The following is a 19,142-nucleotide window of genomic DNA, read 5'->3' on the forward strand; positions in this document are numbered from 1 at the left end:
CGGCGGCGGTACAGGTCTCACCTGCAGTTGCTGGACTCCGCGGTGTGCGCAACCAACGGAGAGCACCAAACAGGCGAACAGGAAGATCGCAGGAGTTATGAGTTTTGAGTTTTGAGTCTTGAGTTCCCGACCACCCCCCCGGTTCTCTTGGGGGTGGATGGGGGACAACTCATAACTCATAACTCAGCACTCAAAACTAGACGTCGAGGTCTTTCGCCTCTGGCAGCTCCCCGGCCTGGTCGAGAATTGGCTGGACGTGCCCGGCGAGAAACTCTCGCACCTGCTGTGGCGCACGGCCGACGAAGCGCTCCGGGTCGAGGAGCGTGTCGAGCTCCGCGCGATCGAGCGGGATCTCGGGATCGTCCGCCACCAGATCCAGGAAAGGGTTGGCACCACCGTCCTCGAGCACCGCCGTCGCCGCCGCTCGCGCGTGAAGACGCAGCCGCTCATGAACCGCCTGCCGATCGCCTCCGCGACGAACCGCATCCATCAGAATCGCCTCCGACGACATGAGAGGCAGCTCTTCGCCGAGATTGCGCGCGATCATCGCCGGAAAAACCTGCAGCCCGTCCGCCACGTTGTGCACGATGCGCAGAATGGCGTCGGTGGCCAGGAACGCCTCGGGTAACGAGAGACGACGGTTGGCCGAATCATCGAGCGTCCGCTCGAGCCATTGTGCGGCAGCGGTGTGGGCCGGGTTGGCGGCAATCGACATCAACCACCTGGAAAGGGCGGTGACCCTCTCCGAGCGCATCGGGTTGGCCTTGTACGGCATGGCGGAAGAACCCACCTGTCCCTCGGCCAGAGGCTCACGCAGCTCCTTCAGTCTCGCGAGAAGCCTGATGTCGGTGGCGAACTTGGACGCCGACTGGCCGACCCCGGAGAGTGCGTCGAGCACGAAGGCGTCCACCTTCCTCGGATAGGTCTGTCCGGTCACGGGATAGGTGTTCGAGAAGCCGAGAGTCTCGGCCACTCGCTGGTCGAGGGCCAACACCTTTTCGTGGTTGCCGTCGAAAAGCTCGAGAAACGTCGCCTGGGTCCCTGTCGTGCCTTTCACGCCACGCAGCATGAGACGGTCACGCTCGAAGCGGATGCGTTCGAGATCGAGCAGGAAATCCTGCAGCCACAGGCAGGCCCGTTTGCCAACCGTTGTCGGTTGTGCGGGTTGGAAGTGGGTCATCCCGAGGGCTGGCTCGTCCGCCCACCTCTCGGAAAATACGGCAAGCGCCTTGATCACCGACAGAACCCGCGTGATCACGAGATCCAGCGCATCGCGCGTGATGATGAGATCCGCGTTGTCGCCGACATAGGCCGAGGTCGCACCGAGATGGAGGATCGGTTTTGCGGCCGGTGCGCGGTCGGCGAACGCCTCGAGGTGGGCCATGACATCGTGGCGAGTGCGCTTCTCGTAGTCCTTCACGCGCTCGAGATCAGACGGCGTCACCTCGAGATTGGCGAGCATCTGATCGAGCGCATCACCCGGGATCTCGAGGCCGAGCTCACGTTCGGCGGCTGCCAGCGCGAGCCACAGCCTCCGCCAGGTCGTATACCGGTTTCCGGTCGAGAAGAGCTTCTGCATCTCCTCGGAAGCATAGCGACCGGTGAGCGGGTGATCGAAGCGATCTAATGAGGTCATTGGTCCTCCTGGGGAAGTATAGCGGGAGGAGAGTTCTGAGTTCTCAGTTTTGAGTTTTGAGTTTTGAGTTCCCACCCACCCTGCCGATGCTGGATGCTCGATCCGCCCACTCTCCCATCTCCCTTTCTCCCCCGCCCCCCTGCTCCTCCGCGCCGCACCGGCTATGATGCCTGCGCGAGAGGAGAGAGCGGCATGGTCCAGGTTTCGAGCGAAATTGGTCGGCTACGTAAGGTTCTCATGCACGAACCTGGGCTCGAGGTGGACCGGATGGTGCCGCCGATGATGGAGGAGCTGCTCTTCGACGACATCCTGTTCGGCGACCGGGCCCGCGAAGAACACCGGCGCTTTCGCCGCCTTCTGCAACTCCTCGGCGTCAGTGTCATCGAGGCCAACGATCTTCTCCGCCAGTCGCTCGCAAGTGAAGAGGCACGCACCTGGCTTTGGGCGAGATTACGGCCCGAGGCACCGCATACGCTGACCTCCAGCTCACCACCGACCTCCGCCGAGGAGGCGGTGGAGATCGCAACCGCCGGCCTTCTCGCCGGGGAGGACAGCCATGGTATCGAGGTGGAGGATCTTTTCCGGCTGCCGCCGCTGCCCAACTGGTGCTTCCAGCGCGATCCGCAGGTGATCCTCGGCGACGGCATCGTCCATTCGGCCATGGCCACCACGGCCCGCTGGCGGGAGGGATTGCTTTCCCGCTGTATCTTTCATTTTCACCAAGAATTCAGCGGCACACCGACGATCCTCGACCCGATGTTCGAGGCGCGGGAGTCGGGTCAGTTCCTCGGTCCCCATCGTCCCCGTCTCGAGGGCGGTGACGTCCTCGTCCTCTCGCAGGATGTGGTGGTGGTCGGTGTCTCGGAGCGGACCAACACGGTCGCGGTCGAGCTCCTCGCCGAGGCTCTTGCGAGGCGCGACGATGGTCCGCGGTGGCTCGAGATCGTGAACGTCCCGGCGCGCCGCGCCTACATGCACCTGGACACCGTCTTCACCCCGATTGACCGCGATGCAGCTCTTGTCTTCGAACCCGTCATTTGCGGCGACGGCCCACAGGTCGCCGAATCTTTCGAAATCGACCTCGGCTCTTCCGACCTCACGCCCGATCACACCGGATGCCTGCTGGACGCACTGACCCGGCGCGGCATCGACCTTGAACCGATCCCGTGCGGCGGCAGCGACCCGGTTGCACAGCAGCGCGAACAGTGGACCGATGGCGCCAACGCCTTTGCGCTGTCCCCCGGGATCATCGTTCTTTACGATCGCAACCTTGCCACCGCCGACGCACTCGACGGTACCGGCTTCCGGGTCCTGCAGGCCGAAGACGTACTCCTCGGTCGAGAGGAGGTGGCGCTCGATGGAGATGGCCGTGTCTGCCTGCTGATCGACAGCCACGAAATGTCACGCGCCCGCGGCGGACCACATTGCCTCACCCACCCGCTGGAGCGGGATGACATCTGACCCGAGTTTTGAGTTCTGAGTTCTGAGTTCTGAGTTTTGAGTTGCCGGCGGCCCGTGGGCGTTGTGACTCACCATTCCGTGTTCCGGGGGTGCGGGTGGGAAATCCGAAATCCGAACTCCCAATTCCAAAATGCCGGTGGGCGGGTGGGCATTCCTAATTCCGAATTCCGAATTCCGAATTCTGCAGCCGCAGCTGTTTCCACCGGTCGTGGTACCACAACCACTGGTCCGGGTTCCCACGAATCGCTTTCTCGAGAATCCCCATGTAGCGCGCGGTCAGTGAAACATCGTCGTGCTCTGACTCGGGCAGATCATCGACAACCACAGGCTCGTCATACCGCAAACTGTAACGCCCGGGCCCTTCACGCAGTGCAAAGACCGGCACTACAGGCGCCCCGGTCTTGAGGGCCACGCGCGCGAGGATCGAGTGGGCCCACGCAGGTCGACCGAAGAAGGGCACCTCGACGCCGCGGTCCGGCGACGCCCGTTGATCGATCAGGATGCCCACCGCGCCACCCCGTTTGAGCTCCGCCAACATCTCGCGCAGCATGTTGTGTTTCCCGAATACCCGGTTGCCGTAGAGCTTGCGCAGGCGGTCGAGTTCGACCTCGAGGAGCGGGTTGTCGAGTGGTCGGTTGACAACTGCTATCCCGGATTCGAGCAGGAGTCCGGTTACCAGCGCAGCGACCTCCCAGGAACCGATGTGGGCGGTGAGGAAGAACACGCCGCGGCCGTAGCTGAATGCCTTCTCTACGTTTTCCAGCCCCGAGATTTCGACTGCGGCCATCAGCTCGTCGGGCTGAAGCCTCTGCATCCGTATCGCGTCAAGGGCTGATCTGGCGAAGTGTCTCGTGACATCCCGCGCGAGGGCGCGGCGCGCCGCATCATCCATCTCCGGAAAGGCGAGCTGGAGGTTGAAGTCGATGATCTCCCGCCGCCTTCCGCCGAGCGCCGAGTACACGGTCCCGAGCGCGTTGCCGACCTTCGCGAGGCCAGCCGGCGACAGCATGCCGGTCAGCCCGCGGGCCGTCCGGTAAGCCGCGTACTCGACCTGGTTTCGCAACGCAGAACGGTCCTTGCTCACGCGTCCACCTCCGGCAGGAGCCGCCACAGATCGTCCCAACTGCAGCCGACCGGCTCCACGATCGGCTCGACCACCCAGACGCCGGCCTCCGACGAGAGCTTGACCGCATCCTTGGCAGTCGTGACCGGCACTGCCGACGCCGCCCTCGCCTGGCTGAGGATGTCAGCGAGGTCCTGATCGGTGTAGGCGTGGTGATCCGGAAACCAGCGTGTCGCAACGATCTCCGCACCGGCTTCGACCAAGGTCGCGGCAAAGCCTTCCGGCCGACCGAGCCCGGCAAAGGCGAGAACCCGCTGGCCGGACAGGATCGTCGGCTCTCGCCATCCTTCGGGAGGGACAAGTACGCGATTCGGACGAATGCGCGAGACGAGTATTTCGAGCCCGGGAGCGACGCGGTGAGCAACCCTCTCGATCTCCGCCACCTGGGCACGCCACTCGGTCGACACCTTGGTGACCAGTACTGCGCCCGCCCTCGCGAGCCCGGTCAGCGGTTCCCTCAAGCGACCCAGTGGAGGCAGCCGCCCCCCACCGAAGGGATCGCCGGCGTCGACCAGGACCAGGTCGAGATCGCGTTCGAGGCGACGGTGCTGGAAGCCGTCATCGAGCACCACGACGTCGGCGCCCAAGAGCTGGGCTCGCGCCCCACCGCGGGCGCGGTCTGGGTCGACCACGATCGGCACGCCCGGCAGGCGGCGCGCCATCTCCAGAGGTTCGTCACCGACCTCGGCCGCGGTCTGTTTCGGGTCCGGTCCGACAACTACCGCCTGGGCATCGTCGTCGCGCTTATAGCCACGGGTGAGTACCGCAGGATGTCGCCCCTTGCGAACGAGGTCCCGTGCGAGGGCAATCACCGTCGGCGTCTTGCCGGTCCCACCGAAGGTGAGATTGCCTACCGAGATGACCGGCACGTCCAGCCGGGTGCGTTCGATCCATCCCCTCCGGTAAGCGGCATTCCTCGCCGCCACCGCGCCACGGTAGAGGGGTGTCATCGGCAGCAGCAGAAACCGCCAGCTCATGCTTGTCATGTCCCGTGGATGAGATCGAGCAGAGCGGATGACGTACGGTCAATGGCTCCGCGGTTGCTCTCGACCACCTCTCGTCCGGCGTTACCGGCGGCCGCCGCGAGGTCCGGCTCGTCGAGCCACGCCGCCGCGGCCACTCGCAGCTCGGCGCTGTCGGCCACCAGGCGGGCGCCCCCGGCCTCGGTCATTTCGTCGTAGACCTCCTTGAAGTTGTGGACGTGGTGCCCGCTCAGCACCGGGACTCCCCACACCGCCGCCTCGAGCGGATTATGGCCCCCGGTCGGCACCATCGAGCCGCCGATGAATGCAACCGTTGCCAGGCGGTAGGCGCGAGCGAGCTCACCGATTGTGTCGACCAGATAGACGTCCGAATCGGCGACGACGCCCTCACCGCTGCTTCGGCGAGAGAAGGCCAGACCGCGATTGGCGAGCATTCGTGCCACCGCGTCGAATCGCTCCGGGTGGCGAGGAGCCAGGACCAGAAAGGGTGCGGCTCCGTCCGTCCCGAGACCCTCGAGTGCGTCGAGGACCTGCGCTTCCTCGCCCTCCATGGTCGAGCCGGCGACCATGATCGGCCGGTTACCCGCTACCGATCGAATGTCGTCTTCCCAATCCAGCGGGCGTTGGTCGGCCTCGAGATCGTATTTGACGTTCCCGGTGACGACAATCCGCTCTTCCGGCACGTGGAGCCCGGCGAATCGCTTGGCGTCGGCTTCCGACCGAGCCAGCACCAGCGCCAGTGGATCGAGGAGCGTTCGCAGTACGCCGGCGACCTTTCGGTAGCGCTGGTACGAACCCTCCGACAACCGAGCATTGACCACCGCCACCGGTACCTGGCGCAATCCCGCCTGGTGAATCATCTCTGGCCAGAGCTCGGTCTCGACCAGCACCAGCAGGCGCGGTCGTCCCGCCTCGAAGACCCGGATCACAGGGCCGGGCAGGTCGATCGGACAAGGAAACACGGGCAGCCGATCTCCGAGGGTGCGCCGAGCGAGCGCGAGACCGGTCGCGGTGGTCGCGGTCAGGAAGATCGGTAGCTCCGGCTCCTTCTCCTCGAGGTCGGCCACCAGCCTCCGAGCCAGCTCCACTTCGCCGACCGACACCGCTTGAATCCAGACACCCCCCGGCCGGAGATCGGGCAGCGATTTCGCGAGCCGGTCGCGAAACCGGGGTCGACTCTTGCCCGCAAGCCGCTGGCAAATCTTGATCACCGGTAATGCCACGGGTAGGAGACCGCCGAACAGCGACCGGTAAACCCACAAACTGGTGCTCGCCATCACGCCTAGGATAAACCACGTCGGGGCTCGGCGAGCTCTCGAAACTTGGGGTTGTTGACGCCTCGTAACGCGTGATCGATCGATCAGGCCAGGGTTGCGTACTCGACCTCACCGTCGGCCACCAGAAAGGTGCCGGCTCGGCCTTCCAGAGCATGCCTCAAGCTATCCGCGTCGGTGATCAGGACGTTCTTTCCAGTCGCCTCGACGAAGTCCATCGACGCCTTCACCTTCGGTCCCATGGAACCCGGGGGAAACTGATGGGAATCCATCATCTTGCTTGCATGATTGAGTGGCATCCGGCGCAACCATCGCTGGTTCGGGCGGCCGAAATTCTCGGCCACCATCGGCACCTGGGTCAACATGATGAAGAGGTCGGCTTCAAGTTCACAGGCGAGCATCGACGCCACGTAGTCTTTGTCGATCACCGCCTCTACGCCCCGGAAATAGCCACCGACATCCTGATACACGGGAATGCCCCCCCCACCGCCGGCAATCAGGACCGCACCGTTCTCGATCAACCGCTTGAGCAGGTGGCAGCCGAGAATCTTCTGCGGTTTGGGCGATGCGACGACCTTGCGCCAGCCCCGCCCGGCATCCTCGACCATCTGCCAGCCGTGTTCCTGCATCAGGAGGTTCGCACGGTACGCGGTGAAGTACGGACCGACCGGTTTGGTGGGGTTTTCGAAAGCAGGATCCTCACGGTCGACCTCGACCTCGGTGAGGACTGCAGCGATCTCTTTTTCGAGTTGTTCCTCGTTGAACCGATTGCGGAGCTGATTGGCCAGCATGTAGCCCATTGCGCCCTGGGTCTGGGCAACCGCCACATCCAGGGACTGAGGCGGAATCTTGGTGATGGCCTCTTCGACCTGGATCATGATATTGCCGACCTGCGGGCCGTTGCCGTGAACGATCGCAAGCTCGTAGCCGCGATGGATGATTTCCACCAGCCATCTGGTGGCTTTCCAGCTGAGGGTGAACTGCTCCTCCTGGGTGCCGTGGTCCTGCGGCCGCAGCAGGGCGTTCCCGCCGAACGCGATGACTGCGGTGCGTTGCTGCGCTCCGTCGAGCTCGATGCGATTTTTTCCGGTCATTCTCGCCTCCGGCCCGAAGTACGGGAAACCCCCATTGTCCGACCGGGCCATGACGGTGTCAACATCAGGTCTGTCGCCGTCCACTGCTCATTCTTTATTCTCGGCGATCTACCTCGGTTGCAGTACGATGACTCGCTCGACACCCCCGACATCCTGCACGCTCCGGGCAACCGCGAGGCCGGTCGCGCACGCGATTTCGGTCACCGCACCGGCCTGGTCGTCTCCGACTTCGATGATCGCTCCCCCACACGGCCGCACCAGACGCCGTAGATCGCCGAGCAGCCGGCGCAGGAGATCGAGGCCGTCGATCCCACCGTCGAGAGCCTTCGCGGGATCGTGGCTGACCTCGACTGGCAAGCGCACGATGTCGGTCGACCGGACATATGGAAGGTTGGCCACCACCAGGTCCCACGGCGGGCCAACGGCAGAGCAGAGATCACCGACAAAGAGCGGAACCGAGACCCGGTGACGGACGCAGTTGCGGCGGGCTACTGCCAGCGCTGCCGGCGATCGATCCACCGCGGACACCTCCCAGCCGGGGCGTTCGGCCGCGAGCGTCACCGCGATGGAGCCCGAACCGGTGCCAACGTCAAGGACCTTCGCCGTCCTGGACAGCGGCAGGGCCAGGGCCGTCTCGACCAGGAGCTCCGTCTCCGGACGCGGCACCAACACGGAGGGATTGACCTCGAAGTCGCGACCCCAGAACGGACAGGTGCCGGTAAGATGGTGGGCCGGTTCGCCCGCAGCCCGTCTGCCGAGCCAGTCGCGAAAACGCTTTTCGACGTCGGCCGGAACCTCTCGCTCGGGATAGAGCCTCAGAGTCGTTTCCTCGACACCCCAAGCCGCAGCCAACAGCCACCTCGCCTCCCGCCGGGGATGGGGGATGCCTTCCCGACGAGGCAATATCTCGACACCGAGTCGTAGCGCCTCGTCGATTCTCATGTGACTGTCCAGAGGTCATTTTTCGAATTTTGAATTTCGAATTTCGAATTTGCCGCATGGTCAGCGTCGGACGTGGAATACCGAATTCCGAATTCCGAATTCCGAACTCTGGAGATCAACCCAGCTCTTCCCTGAGGCGTTCTGCCTGGAAATCGGCAATCAGGGGATCGAGCAGGAGATCGAGGTGCCCTTCGAGAATCTCCCCCAGCCGGTGAACCGTGAGCGAGATGCGGTGATCGGTGACTCGCCCCTGAGGGAAGTTGTAGGTGCGAATCTTTTCGGAACGATCACCTGAGCCGATCTTCGAACGACGGTCGGCCGCCCGCTCCGCATCCCGCTCGCGTTCTTCGATCTCTTTGAGGCGCGCCTTGAGAACCCGCATCGCCTTGGCCTTGTTCTGGATCTGCGACTTTTCATCCTGGCAGGAAACCACCAGCCCGCTCGGCAGATGGGTGATGCGGACCGCCGAATAGGTCGTGTTGACGCTCTGTCCGCCCGGGCCCGAGGAACAGAATCGGTCGATTCGGAGGTCGTTCTCGTCAACTTCGACTTCAACCGCCTCGGCTTCCGGCATTACCGCGACTGTTGCCGCGGAGGTGTGGATGCGTCCCGAAGCTTCGGTTGCGGGGACTCTCTGCACGCGGTGGACTCCGGACTCGTACTTGAGGCGGGAGAACGCGCCATCCCCCTCGATCACCGCTACTGCTTCCTTGATGCCACCGAGGCCGGTGTCAGACGAATCGGTGATCGACATCTTCCATCGCCTGGACTCGGCGTACCGGCCGTACATCCGCAGGAGTTCCGCAGCGAAGAGAGCCGCCTCGTCACCTCCGGTTCCGGCACGCACCTCGAGAATGACGTTGCGACGATCGTTGGGATCCACTGGCAGCAACAACAGCTTCAGCTTCTGCTCGTTGTCTTCCATCCGCGCAGACAACTCTTCGATTTCGGCCTCGGCCATCTGTCTCATTTCGGAATCGTCCGCCTCGGCCGCGATCTCACGGGCGCCCTCGAGCTCCGAAGCAATCGTCTGGTGCTCGCGGTAGGCAACCACCATCGGTTCGATTTCGGCCAGCTTTTGCGCCACCTCGCGCGAACGCTTGGGATCGACTGCGATTTCTGGGTCAGCCTGCTGCTCGAGGAGGGCTTCGTGCTTCTTAGCGATTTCTTTCAGTCGTTCCAACATGTGTTTCTCTTGATCCCGCCGTGATCTTAACCCGCAATTCGGCGCAAACGAAAACCCGCGCGGTTTTTTGCGCGCGGGTCGGCACGCCGCCTTTCGGCGGCTCGGGTGAGCTACTTGGCGTCGGTGGTCTTGCCGTAGCGGCGCTCGAACTTCTCGACCATACCGGCCGTGTCCACCAGCTTCTGTTTACCGGTGTAGAACGGATGGCACGCACTGCAGATTTCGAGCCGCAGCTCGGTTTTCGTCGATCGGGTCTTGAAGGTGTTGCCGCATGCGCAACGAACCTCGACCTCGTGATACTCGGGATGGACTCCTGCTTTCATCTCACACCTCCACTTGGCTCCTTCGAACCAAGGACGCAGGATCTTACACCTATCCGAACTCAAGTGCAAGTCTCTTTGAATTAGGAATTAGGAGTCAGGAAATCGGAATTCCCGTCCACCCACCCGGCCGCCGAGTAAGATCAGAGACGAGTTGGTATTCCTGAGGCCAGATTGGCGAGTCGATATCAATCGACGCGCCAGACGGTGTCGATGACGGTGCCGTCGACCCATTTGACCACCGCCACCGGCTCCTCTGTGAGCGCCGGCTTGGCCGGTACGCCACAGATCCGATCGAGCTCTGCCTTGAGGTCACCGATCGGCCGGATTGGCAGCTTCGACCCCGCAACGGCATCGAGGAGATCCTGGCGGCGTGGATTGACCGCGATTCCCCGTTCGGTCACCACCACATCGATGAGCTCGCCGGGTCCGCAGAGGGTGGTGACCTCGTCGACGATCACCGGGATTCGGTCGCGGAACGACGGCACCAGCAGCATCGCGCAGCGGGCGGCGAGGCAGTTTTGCCATCCGCCGATGCCGTGCAGAAGGCGACCGTCGGAGTGGGTCACGACGTTGCCGTTGAATTCGAGATCGACCTCGGTCGCGCCCAGTACCGCGACGTCGACCATCGACGCAAAGTTGCCCTTGCCGTGGAAGTTGTACGAGGTGAAGGGGGAAGTGTCCTGGTGACGAGCGTCTTCGCGCATCGATCGCACACCGTCGAGGTCGAAGGTCTGGCCGTCGAGAATGAACTCGATCAGACCCTCGTCGAGCATTTCCACCATGTGCTGCGTCGACCCGCCTCGCGCGAAACGCGCGGTAACGCCCGCGTCGCGCATCAGCTGGGCGAGATACATGGCAAAGGCGAGGGTCGTGCCACCCGCCCCCGCCTGAAACGAAAACCCGTCGCGCATGATGCCGGCCTCGGCGCAAAACCTCGCCGCAAGCTCCGCGATTCGGCGCCTGTCAGGACTCTGCGTAATCCGGGTCGTGCCGGAAACGATCTTCGAGGGGTCGCCAATCGACCCGATCTCCACGACAGCATCGACGTTGTTGCCCTGGATCTGCCACGGCAGGCACGGGAAAGGCACCAGATTGTCGGTCACGACAATCACCTTCTCGGCGTAGATCGAGTCGGCGAGCGCGAAACCGAGCAGGCCGCAGGCTGCCGGACCTCGGAGCCCGTTGGCGTTGCCGAAGCTATCAGCGGTCGGGGCGGCGATCACCGCCACGTCGATGTGGACCTCCCCATCCTGGATCGCCTGCCAGCGCCCCCCGTGCGAACGCAGCACTCCGAGCCCGCGCATCTTGCCGGCCGAGCAATAGGCTCCGAGCGGACCGTTCATCGAACCCTCGATGTGGTGGATCACGCCGGAGTCGAGGTGTCCGATTTGGTTGGCGTGAACCGGGAAGGAGGCCGAGGGGAACCACATCAGGTCCCTGGCCCCGATTTCGGCGGCGGCATCGAAGATGAGATTTCCAACGGCATCGCCGTTGCGCAAGTGGTGATGCGTCGAAACCACCATGCCGTCCGTCAGACCGACCTTTTCGAGCGCCTCTTTCAGAGAAGACACTCTCTTGTCACCGTCCGCGGGGTAGTCGACGCAGCTCGCGATTCGTGGAGCGGCCTTCACCCCGTCGGGTCGGTGGTTTCCGAACCCCTGATACGGTATGGATGCCCGGCCGTTCACCTCCACCGGGACCATCCGTCCGGCAGCGTTTCGTTCCAACTTCATTGCCATAATTCAGACTCCCGCTCTCGCTGACCCCGATCCCCCGGTTTCGGGAGTTCGGGCGGGAATAACGAATTCCGAATTCCGAATTCCGAATTCATCAATCTCCTACCCTTCCGCGTCCCAGTCCTTCGCCAATAAGCCGCCCGCCACCGCGAGTTCCACGGTGCGGAAAGCCTGTTGCACGACCGGTGGATCCACCATCTTCGAGCCGACCGCGACGGCTCCCAGCCCCTGCTCCTCGGCCTCGCGAGCCGCCCGCACGACTCGAACAGCGCGCTCGGTTTCGGACTCGGATGGCGTCATCTCACGATGAACGACCGGGATCTGGCGCGGATGGATACAGCCAATACCATCGAACCCGAGGCCGCGCTCACGTCGCACATATGCGGCAAGACCACCCTCATCTTCGATATCCGAGAAGACCGAGGCGATGGGCTGAATGCCCGCCGCGCGCGCCGCAAAGACCGTCGTCTGTCTGGCGAGGAAGCTCTCGGAGCCGTCGGTTGTTCGTGGCGCGCCGAGCTCTGCCGACAGATCCTCGAGACCGAGAGTCAGGGCGACGACGGAGGGGTCCGCCGACGCGATTTCGAAGGCACGGTGGATACCCCGGGGCGACTCGAGGATCGGCATCAGGAATGCTGCACCTTCTCCTGCGAGGTGTTGGAGCGTCTCCGCCGTTGCACTGACCAACTCCTCCGTTTCCACTTTCGGCAGGAGCACCGTGTGCGGGTTGTGGATGGCTACGGCGTCGAGATCCTCTTCGCCCAGCGGCCCCTGGTTGATCCGCACCATTCGCTCCGACTGCCCCCAGTCAAGGGCGATCAGGGCGTTGCGGACGAGTAGGCGGGCGGTGTCCTTTTCGGCCGGCGGGACCGAGTCCTCGAGATCGAGGATGATGCCGTCGGCGCCGTACAAGCCGCCCGAAATCATCAACTTGGGTTGGTTGCCGGGTATGTAGAGACGGCTGCGGCGAAGCCGGGAGCGCCGACGAGGAGCGTCCGCCCCGGGCGCCGGATTTGGCAGAACCGGCGGCCCGTCCAGTCCAGCACGGCGAAGACAGCTTTCGGTGCGGGCGAGAATCACCCACTCGAGCGCTCCCGCATCCGTGACCGTGATCCGCCCCGTGGTGACGCCGAAGGCGTCTGTGACTCGACGGACCGCATTATCGATCACCTCACCGTAGAGATAGTCGACCTTCGAGAACAGCTCGACAGCCAGCGGCTCGGAAGTCGGCTCGAATCTCACGTTGAGGTCCGAGCGCACGTGCTCTCCCGCGGGGCCCGCGGAAGCCGGTTTGATCCTGGCCTCACCCATGCTCACCTCCTGAGACCCGACAACGTTACAACGTTGAACGTTGAACGTTCAAACGTCAGAGCGACGCAATGATCGCGTCAGTCATCTGGGTCGTGGTCGCCGCGCCCTGGGTGATCGCGTCCGGCCCGCCACGCAACTTGAGCATGTCGTAACTCCTCACCTCACCACTCGCGATCACGGCTGCCACCGCATTTCGGATCCTGGTCGCGATCTCGGCCTCGCCCAACCAATCGAGCATCATAACCGCCGACAGCACCATGGCGATCGGATTCACAATCGAGGGATCGAGGTCGGCGTACTTCGGCGCGGAGCCGTGGGTCGGCTCGAAGACTCCGACCTCCTGACCGATGTTGGCGGAGGCCGCGAAACCGAGTCCGCCAACGAGTCCGGCAAAGCCGTCGGAAATGATGTCACCGAACATGTTGCCGGCGACAATGACACCGTAATCCTCGGGGTTCTTGGTCAACCACATCATCTGGGCATCGATGTTGGTGTCCCACAGTTGAATCTGCGGATACTCCTGATGGACCTTCCGGGCTTCCGCCAACATCATGCCCGAGGTTTCGCGGATAACGTTTGGCTTCTCACACACCGTGACGCTGCCGTAACCGTGGGCTGCAGCGTAGGCGAACGCCTCTTTGCAGATTCGACGACATTTGGCACGGGTGAAGATTCGGGTCGACACCGCCAGGTCCTCTCGCGGGACGTCTCTGAAGGCGCGGAACTTCGGATGCGTGTCGAGGGCCTCCCATACCTGATCCGGGGGGTTGGTCCACTCGACTCCACCGTAGAGGCCCTCGGTGTTCTGGCGGAAGATCACCGCATTGACCCGGGGCTCCTCCGTACCGCCATCGGCGCCCCGGCGAATGAAGTTGAGCGGGTTTCCAGGGAAGGTAATGCACGGCCGAATCGACACATCGAGATCGAAGCGTTGACGCAGACCGACGATCGGCGAGAAATACACCAAGCCCTTGTCTCTGAGCTCCGGTCTGATTTCCGCCGCAGCCTTGTCCTTCGGCTTCGACGTAATCGCGCCGAAGAGCGCTACCTTGTGCTCCGCGATCAGGTCGACCGTCTCCTCAGGAAGAGGGTTGCCTTCCGCGATCCAGTGCTTCCAGCCGATACCCGCCTCAATCCAGTTGGCCTCGAATCCGGCTGCCTCGAGCACTCGCAGGGCCTCCGGGAGCACCACGTTTCCAATTCCGTCGCCGGGCATCACGATCACGGATCGTTTCGTCATGTCGAGTTCTCCTTCACCTTCGTTCGGCTCGGCGCCGATCGCAGGCGCTAAGATAGCGAAAGAGTCTTGATATGGGAAGATCGCAAGATCCAGACCGGCTCTCACATTCGTGACCTGCTATTCGCTCCTGCGGCAACACCTGGAAACAGCGACCTTTGGGAGCCCCGCGGGAGCCTGGCTTTTCGCATTTTCCAGCCTGCGGATGCCGAGCATCATGCATCAGCAGCTGGTGGCTCATGTCTTCATCCTCGTCGCCCTCTTAGCGTTGATCGAGACGCGAAAAACACGACAAGCTCGTCGTGTTTTCAGGCGAAAACAAACTGCCCGGGTTCGCTCTTGCCTCGAAGCGTGAGCCGATTGCCAGTATCGCGATGAGAGCGCGATAGCGTTGGTCGAGCTGCACAGGCTCGTCCGAAGGTCGTCAACATACAGGTCGGTAGCGCCTCATCGATCCCAGAGGTTGAAGCGCAGAATCGACCAAATCGCCGACACGCCGTCTTGCCACCCGATCTTCTTCCCTTCGGCGTAGGTCCGACCATGATAGGAAATCGGTACCTCGTAGATCCTCACTCCGAGGCGGGCGACCTTGGCGGTGAATTCCGGTTCAAAACCGAAACGATCCGACTTCAGTGTGAGGCGGTCCAGGACCTGCCGCACGAATACCTTGTAACACGTCTCCATGTCGGTCAGGTTGAGGTCGGAGAACATGTTGGACAGCAGGGTCAGGAACTGGTTGCCGAGGTAATGCCAGAAGAACAAAACTCGATGCGGTCCACCGAGAAAGCGCGAGCCGTAGACCACGTCTGCAAACCCGTCGATGATCGGCTGCAGCAGGACCGGATATTCCGCCGGGTCGTACTCGAGGTCCGCATCCTGAATCAGCAACACATCACCAGTGGCGGCGGAGAGCGCGGTCCGCAGGGCCGCACCCTTGCCCCGATTCACCTGGTGGCGCTCGCGCTTCATCGTCGCCGGGCGCTGGTCGCCACGACCCGGTGGTACCCATGCCTCGAGCACCGACCAGGTTCCGTCAGATGAGCAGTCATCGACCGCGACGATTTCTAGCGCCTCGACCGGGTCTGGCAACGGCGCCATCGCAACCTTGTCGAGGAGGGCGCTCAACGTCCCTTCCTCGTTGTAGACCGGAATCACCACTGAAAGCTTCATCGAGTCAAGCGTAGCGCACCCGAGATTGTTGAGTTAAGAGTCGAGAGTTCAAGCCGACCCCCTCCAGTTCAAAAAGCATCCCCAACTCGAAATTCTCCACTCTCAACTCTTAACTCTAACTCACACTAGTCCACCACCCGCAAAGGATGCTCTTCGACGAATGCCGGCGTCGCGGCGGCAACCAACACGCTCCCCTCCATGTACTGTGCAACCGGGAGATCAAGCAGATAACACAGGGTCGGTGCAACGTCCGGCGGGCGTACCGCTTGCGCCTTCCCGCCACGAGTGACACCGTCCCCGAGGAGGATGAACAATCCCTCCGGACACCCCTCGGACGACGTGTGCCAGGAGCCGCCAGCGCCGAACGTCCTCTTCAGCTTTTCAAAGGAACCCGGCGCTTCGAGCCCGAAGGGAGACACCACCGCCGTGAGCCCGTGCCGATCACCGGCATCGAGCAACGCTCCGACCTGGAGGTCGACAAGCTCCATCACGAGCTCGAGGAAGAAACGCTCGCGCGTGTGCCGCGGCTTGAGGGGTTCATGGAAGCGCCGGGCCACCGCGAGGGTTTCGAAATGAACCCATACATTCCCGGCTCCCGAATCCAGCGCGTCTACGGCCCTCGCCAGATTGGCCTGGTCCCGCTCGATCGCCGACCATATCTGGAAGCGCCGTTCGGGAAAAGGTTCGAGAGCAGCTTCAAGGGACGCGCGCATCGCCGGCTCCAGGAGGTCTTCGTTGTCATCTTGTGCAGGGGACTGCAGGGAGGGGTCGTCACCCCACGAACCCGGCCACCCGAGAACCGTAGTCTCGACCCCGGACGCTGCGATGCGCGCCCACAACGGAGCGACGGTCGCAGGTGGCGGCGCGACCTGTTCGGAGATGCCCCAGGGAAGGATCATCCGCGATCCCTCGGGCGTCCAGGGCAACAGGCGGAGGGTGTCGTCGAAGATCAAGGGGAGATCCCAACCCCGATTGTCCTTGACGCCGTGTCGCCCCGGATAGGTGCCGGTCGCGGCAGACGTCCACAGAGCCCACCTCAGAAACGGCCGATGGGGAGAGATCGGCGCCCAGGTCCCCTGCTCTCGGAGTTCGGCGAGGTTCGGGTAGCTCGAGCTCACCGCATCCGCCAGAAAGACCTTGGCGTCGAGCCCTTCAAGCCCGATGACGAGCAAGGTTCTCTCCGGTTCGCCGAGAGGATGCGCTGCAACTTCGAGGTACTCGCGCGGCGGCGTCGGTGCGGTCAGCAGTCGCACGACCGGTAGGATTGCCATCACGATCGAAAACGTGACGCGCCATTTCGTGCGGTTGTCGGACCGTCCCGCAAGCCACCCGGTGAACACCGCGAGGACGACGACGATCGCCCAGGCCACGGAGTCCTGGACGAGTACGCGGTGCGCCGGCCCGGAAAGCAGCTGGGCGTGAAATTTCGCATTTACCGCAGTCAGCGCAGCGGCCACGAAATACACCCCCGCATTCAGGGCTGGTGCCGCCCAACGGTCGTCTCGCCGCCGCAGTCTTTCGATGACGACCAACCCGATGAGCAGCGGCACCCCAACCATGACCATACCCCACGAAGCCCACAGCGGCACTCCGATGAGCACACCGCGGACCGTCTGCGTGACCTCGGGGTTCATTCGCAGGACGAGGACCTCGGCAACCAGGCCCGCGGCGGCTCCCGCACCCAACGCATCGATCCATAGGCGGAGTTTCATGGTCCTTGAATGGTACCGTGACCGGATGGCGTAGACTCGTCACGGAAGCTGGAATTTCAATTCTGCAGGGGAAGTGGAATGGGCGGAAGACCATCGCTGTGTGTGGCACTCGACAGCAGTGATCGCGATTGGGTCGTCACGACCGCCAAGAGGCTCGTTGGTCACGTCGGTTGGCTCAAGGTCGGTCTCGAGGCGTTTTCAGCCCATGGTCCTGATCTCGTGGACGAGGTGGCTGCTCTTGGTCCGCAGGTTTTTCTCGATCTCAAGCTGCACGACATCCCGGCAACTGTACGGAGAGCGGCAGCCAACTGTGCCGCCTGCGGTGCATCGATGTTCACCGTTCATGCGGCCGGTGGCCGAAACATGTTGGAGGCCGCCGTCGAAGGCGCCCATCAGGGATCGACCTCCAGTCCACCGAAGGTCGTTGCGGTGACCGTTCTCACCAGCCTTGACAGCGCGTCTCTCGCGGAACTCCAAATTCCGGCGCAGATCGGAGACTTGGTCGTGACCTGGGCACGCCTCGCACAGAATAGCGGGCTCGACGGTGTTGTGTCCTCAGCCTGTGAGGCTGCCGCGGTGCGGCGGGACTGTGGAGTCGATTTCCTGATCGTTACGCCGGGGATCAGGCCGGCAACGAGCGCAACCGACGACCAGCGTCGCGTGGTCACCCCTGCCGAAGCGGTCCGATCGGGAGCAAACGTTCTGGTGGTTGGACGACCCGTTACCGGTGCGGACGATCCCGCTCAGGCTGCTTCAGACATCGTCGAAGAGATGGCCGCGGTGATGCGATAGTGGGGCCGTTATTTCGGCCCGGTGTCAGTTGTAGAAGAGCGGTCGTTCGTGATAATGCTCTTTGTGCCAGACATACGTGTAGCCAGGAAACTCGATCGGGAGGTCGTAGACGACCGTTACCTTGATCCTGTTCGATGACCGCTTGATCGTCACATTCTTCTTGGTTACCGGAAGGTCAAGTTCTTCCGCCTTGTCGAGAATATCTTTCTCGATTCGCTTGTCGGTGTATACCCGCCGATTGGCACGATCCGAGAGAGCACCGATCTCCTTGTCGAGTTCACCGACACGCAGCATGATCGGTGTGACCTTGATGGCCACAAGCACAACTATCAGCGCCACAAGGCCGCCGACCAGGCAACCGAGGGGCACGTCACCGCGTTGATATCGCCACATTCTCATGGAAGCGCCTCCGAGTGCGATCTCTTTTCGATCGTATCATCCTAGCCCGGTCTTCTCACCGAATGAGTCGAAATGCACGCTCCCACCTGGTCTTCGTAAGAAAATTGAAGAACACCCCAGCCAGCTGTTTCAGCCGATGTCCGAAGCCCTGCCACTGCCAATCATTTCGCCCGGCCTCGTAGGACCAATAGATGATCACCGCCCGTCCTTTGACGTAGCTCAAAGGTACAGGACCCCAGAATCTCGAGTCGAGCGAGTTGTCGCGATTGTCGCCAAGGCAGAATATGGTCCCGGGCGGAACCGTGAACGGCCCGAAATTGTCGCGGATTCGAGATGAAATCGGAGTCGACGAGGAATCCTCGTACACACGCGTGTCCTTGTGGACAACCATTGGTTCGATCTGAAGCTCGCCGTTGATATACAGCTCCTTTTTCCTGATTTCTACGATATCCCCGGCCACAGCCACACATCGCTTGATGAAGTCGCGGCGGGTATCTTCTGGGAACTTGAATACAACGACATCACCTCGTTCAGGACTGCGGTAGGGAAAGAGTCGGTGAAGGACGGTGTCTGCGTTTCCGGCGAAGATGAATTTGTTGACCACGAGATGATCGCCGATGAGAAGATTGTCCTCCATCGACCCCGACGGAATCTTGAAGTTTTCGAACACGAAGGTGCGGACGAACAGAGCAAGAATGAACGCCACGAGAATGGCTTCGTAGTACTCGCGAACGACTGATTTCGACATCAGGCTTCTCCCAAC

The 19,142-nt window shown here is 62.7% G+C and carries 17 protein-coding genes; 2 read left to right on the forward strand and 15 right to left on the reverse strand.

Features of this window, described 5'->3' with window-relative positions; all coding sequences use genetic code 11:
- Positions 1-196: 196 nt before the first annotated feature.
- The gene (purB, locus tag LJE93_12355) at positions 197-1,636 is read right to left on the reverse strand and encodes an adenylosuccinate lyase (protein ID MCG6949694.1); all 1,440 of its coding nucleotides are present in this window, start codon (positions 1,634-1,636) and stop codon (positions 197-199) included.
- Between the two features lie 192 nt (positions 1,637-1,828).
- On the opposite strand from purB, the gene LJE93_12360 reads away from it, so the two are divergent.
- A complete protein-coding gene (locus tag LJE93_12360; GenBank protein MCG6949695.1) occupies positions 1,829-3,097 on the forward strand; it encodes a hypothetical protein in 1,269 nt (422 codons plus the stop codon).
- A 154-nt stretch (positions 3,098-3,251) separates the two neighbouring features.
- Here the strand turns inward: LJE93_12360 and LJE93_12365 are convergent, their stop codons facing one another.
- From LJE93_12365 to LJE93_12420, 12 genes are all read right to left on the reverse strand, one after another.
- Complete coding sequence (locus LJE93_12365; GenBank protein MCG6949696.1) at positions 3,252-4,181, reverse strand: lysophospholipid acyltransferase family protein; 930 nt, start codon at positions 4,179-4,181, stop codon at positions 3,252-3,254.
- Entirely contained in the window at positions 4,178-5,197 is a 1,020-nt protein-coding gene (lpxK, locus tag LJE93_12370) for a tetraacyldisaccharide 4'-kinase (GenBank protein MCG6949697.1), read from the reverse strand. The genes LJE93_12365 and lpxK overlap by 4 nt, the downstream gene beginning before the upstream one ends.
- A 5-nt stretch (positions 5,198-5,202) precedes the next feature.
- Positions 5,203-6,480 (reverse strand): 3-deoxy-D-manno-octulosonic acid transferase, encoded by a 1,278-nt coding sequence (locus LJE93_12375; protein MCG6949698.1) that lies wholly within the window; start codon positions 6,478-6,480, stop codon positions 5,203-5,205.
- An 83-nt stretch (positions 6,481-6,563) separates the two neighbouring features.
- On the reverse strand, positions 6,564-7,571 hold the full coding sequence (locus LJE93_12380; GenBank protein MCG6949699.1) for a carbamate kinase: 1,008 nt from the start codon (positions 7,569-7,571) through the stop codon (positions 6,564-6,566).
- 108 nt (positions 7,572-7,679) lie between these two features.
- Positions 7,680-8,513, reverse strand: coding sequence for a peptide chain release factor N(5)-glutamine methyltransferase (prmC, locus tag LJE93_12385; GenBank protein ID MCG6949700.1), 834 nt, complete (start codon positions 8,511-8,513; stop codon positions 7,680-7,682).
- A 115-nt stretch (positions 8,514-8,628) separates the two neighbouring features.
- A complete protein-coding gene (gene prfA, locus LJE93_12390) occupies positions 8,629-9,699 on the reverse strand; it encodes a peptide chain release factor 1 (GenBank protein MCG6949701.1) in 1,071 nt (356 codons plus the stop codon).
- Positions 9,700-9,809: 110 nt separating this feature from the next.
- Complete coding sequence (gene rpmE / locus LJE93_12395; GenBank protein MCG6949702.1) at positions 9,810-10,022, reverse strand: 50S ribosomal protein L31; 213 nt, start codon at positions 10,020-10,022, stop codon at positions 9,810-9,812.
- 185 nt (positions 10,023-10,207) lie between these two features.
- Entirely contained in the window at positions 10,208-11,761 is a 1,554-nt protein-coding gene (locus tag LJE93_12400; GenBank protein MCG6949703.1) for a citrate lyase subunit alpha, read from the reverse strand.
- 99 nt (positions 11,762-11,860) lie between these two features.
- Positions 11,861-13,069, reverse strand: coding sequence for a citrate lyase ACP (locus LJE93_12405; protein ID MCG6949704.1), 1,209 nt, complete (start codon positions 13,067-13,069; stop codon positions 11,861-11,863).
- 55 nt (positions 13,070-13,124) lie between these two features.
- Positions 13,125-14,309 (reverse strand): isocitrate/isopropylmalate dehydrogenase family protein, encoded by a 1,185-nt coding sequence (locus tag LJE93_12410; GenBank protein MCG6949705.1) that lies wholly within the window; start codon positions 14,307-14,309, stop codon positions 13,125-13,127.
- Positions 14,310-14,753: 444 nt separating this feature from the next.
- Entirely contained in the window at positions 14,754-15,476 is a 723-nt protein-coding gene (locus tag LJE93_12415; protein ID MCG6949706.1) for a glycosyltransferase family 2 protein, read from the reverse strand.
- 125 nt (positions 15,477-15,601) lie between these two features.
- Positions 15,602-17,188: an alkaline phosphatase family protein gene (locus LJE93_12420; GenBank protein MCG6949707.1), complete on the reverse strand. Its 1,587-nt coding sequence runs from the start codon at positions 17,186-17,188 to the stop codon at positions 15,602-15,604.
- Positions 17,189-17,266: 78 nt separating this feature from the next.
- Between LJE93_12420 and pyrF the strand changes: the two genes are divergently transcribed.
- A complete protein-coding gene (pyrF, locus tag LJE93_12425) occupies positions 17,267-17,980 on the forward strand; it encodes an orotidine-5'-phosphate decarboxylase (GenBank protein ID MCG6949708.1) in 714 nt (237 codons plus the stop codon).
- A 24-nt stretch (positions 17,981-18,004) separates the two neighbouring features.
- On the opposite strand, the gene LJE93_12430 is transcribed toward pyrF, so the two are convergent.
- Both LJE93_12430 and lepB read right to left on the reverse strand, forming a co-directional pair.
- Complete coding sequence (locus tag LJE93_12430; GenBank protein MCG6949709.1) at positions 18,005-18,379, reverse strand: hypothetical protein; 375 nt, start codon at positions 18,377-18,379, stop codon at positions 18,005-18,007.
- Between the two features lie 55 nt (positions 18,380-18,434).
- Positions 18,435-19,127, reverse strand: a complete 693-nt coding sequence (gene lepB, locus LJE93_12435; protein MCG6949710.1) for a signal peptidase I — start codon at positions 19,125-19,127, stop codon at positions 18,435-18,437.
- Between the last annotated feature and the right edge of the window lie 15 nt (positions 19,128-19,142).

This window comes from Acidobacteriota bacterium (assembly GCA_022340665.1).
Lineage (GTDB): Bacteria > Acidobacteriota > Thermoanaerobaculia > Thermoanaerobaculales > Sulfomarinibacteraceae > Sulfomarinibacter.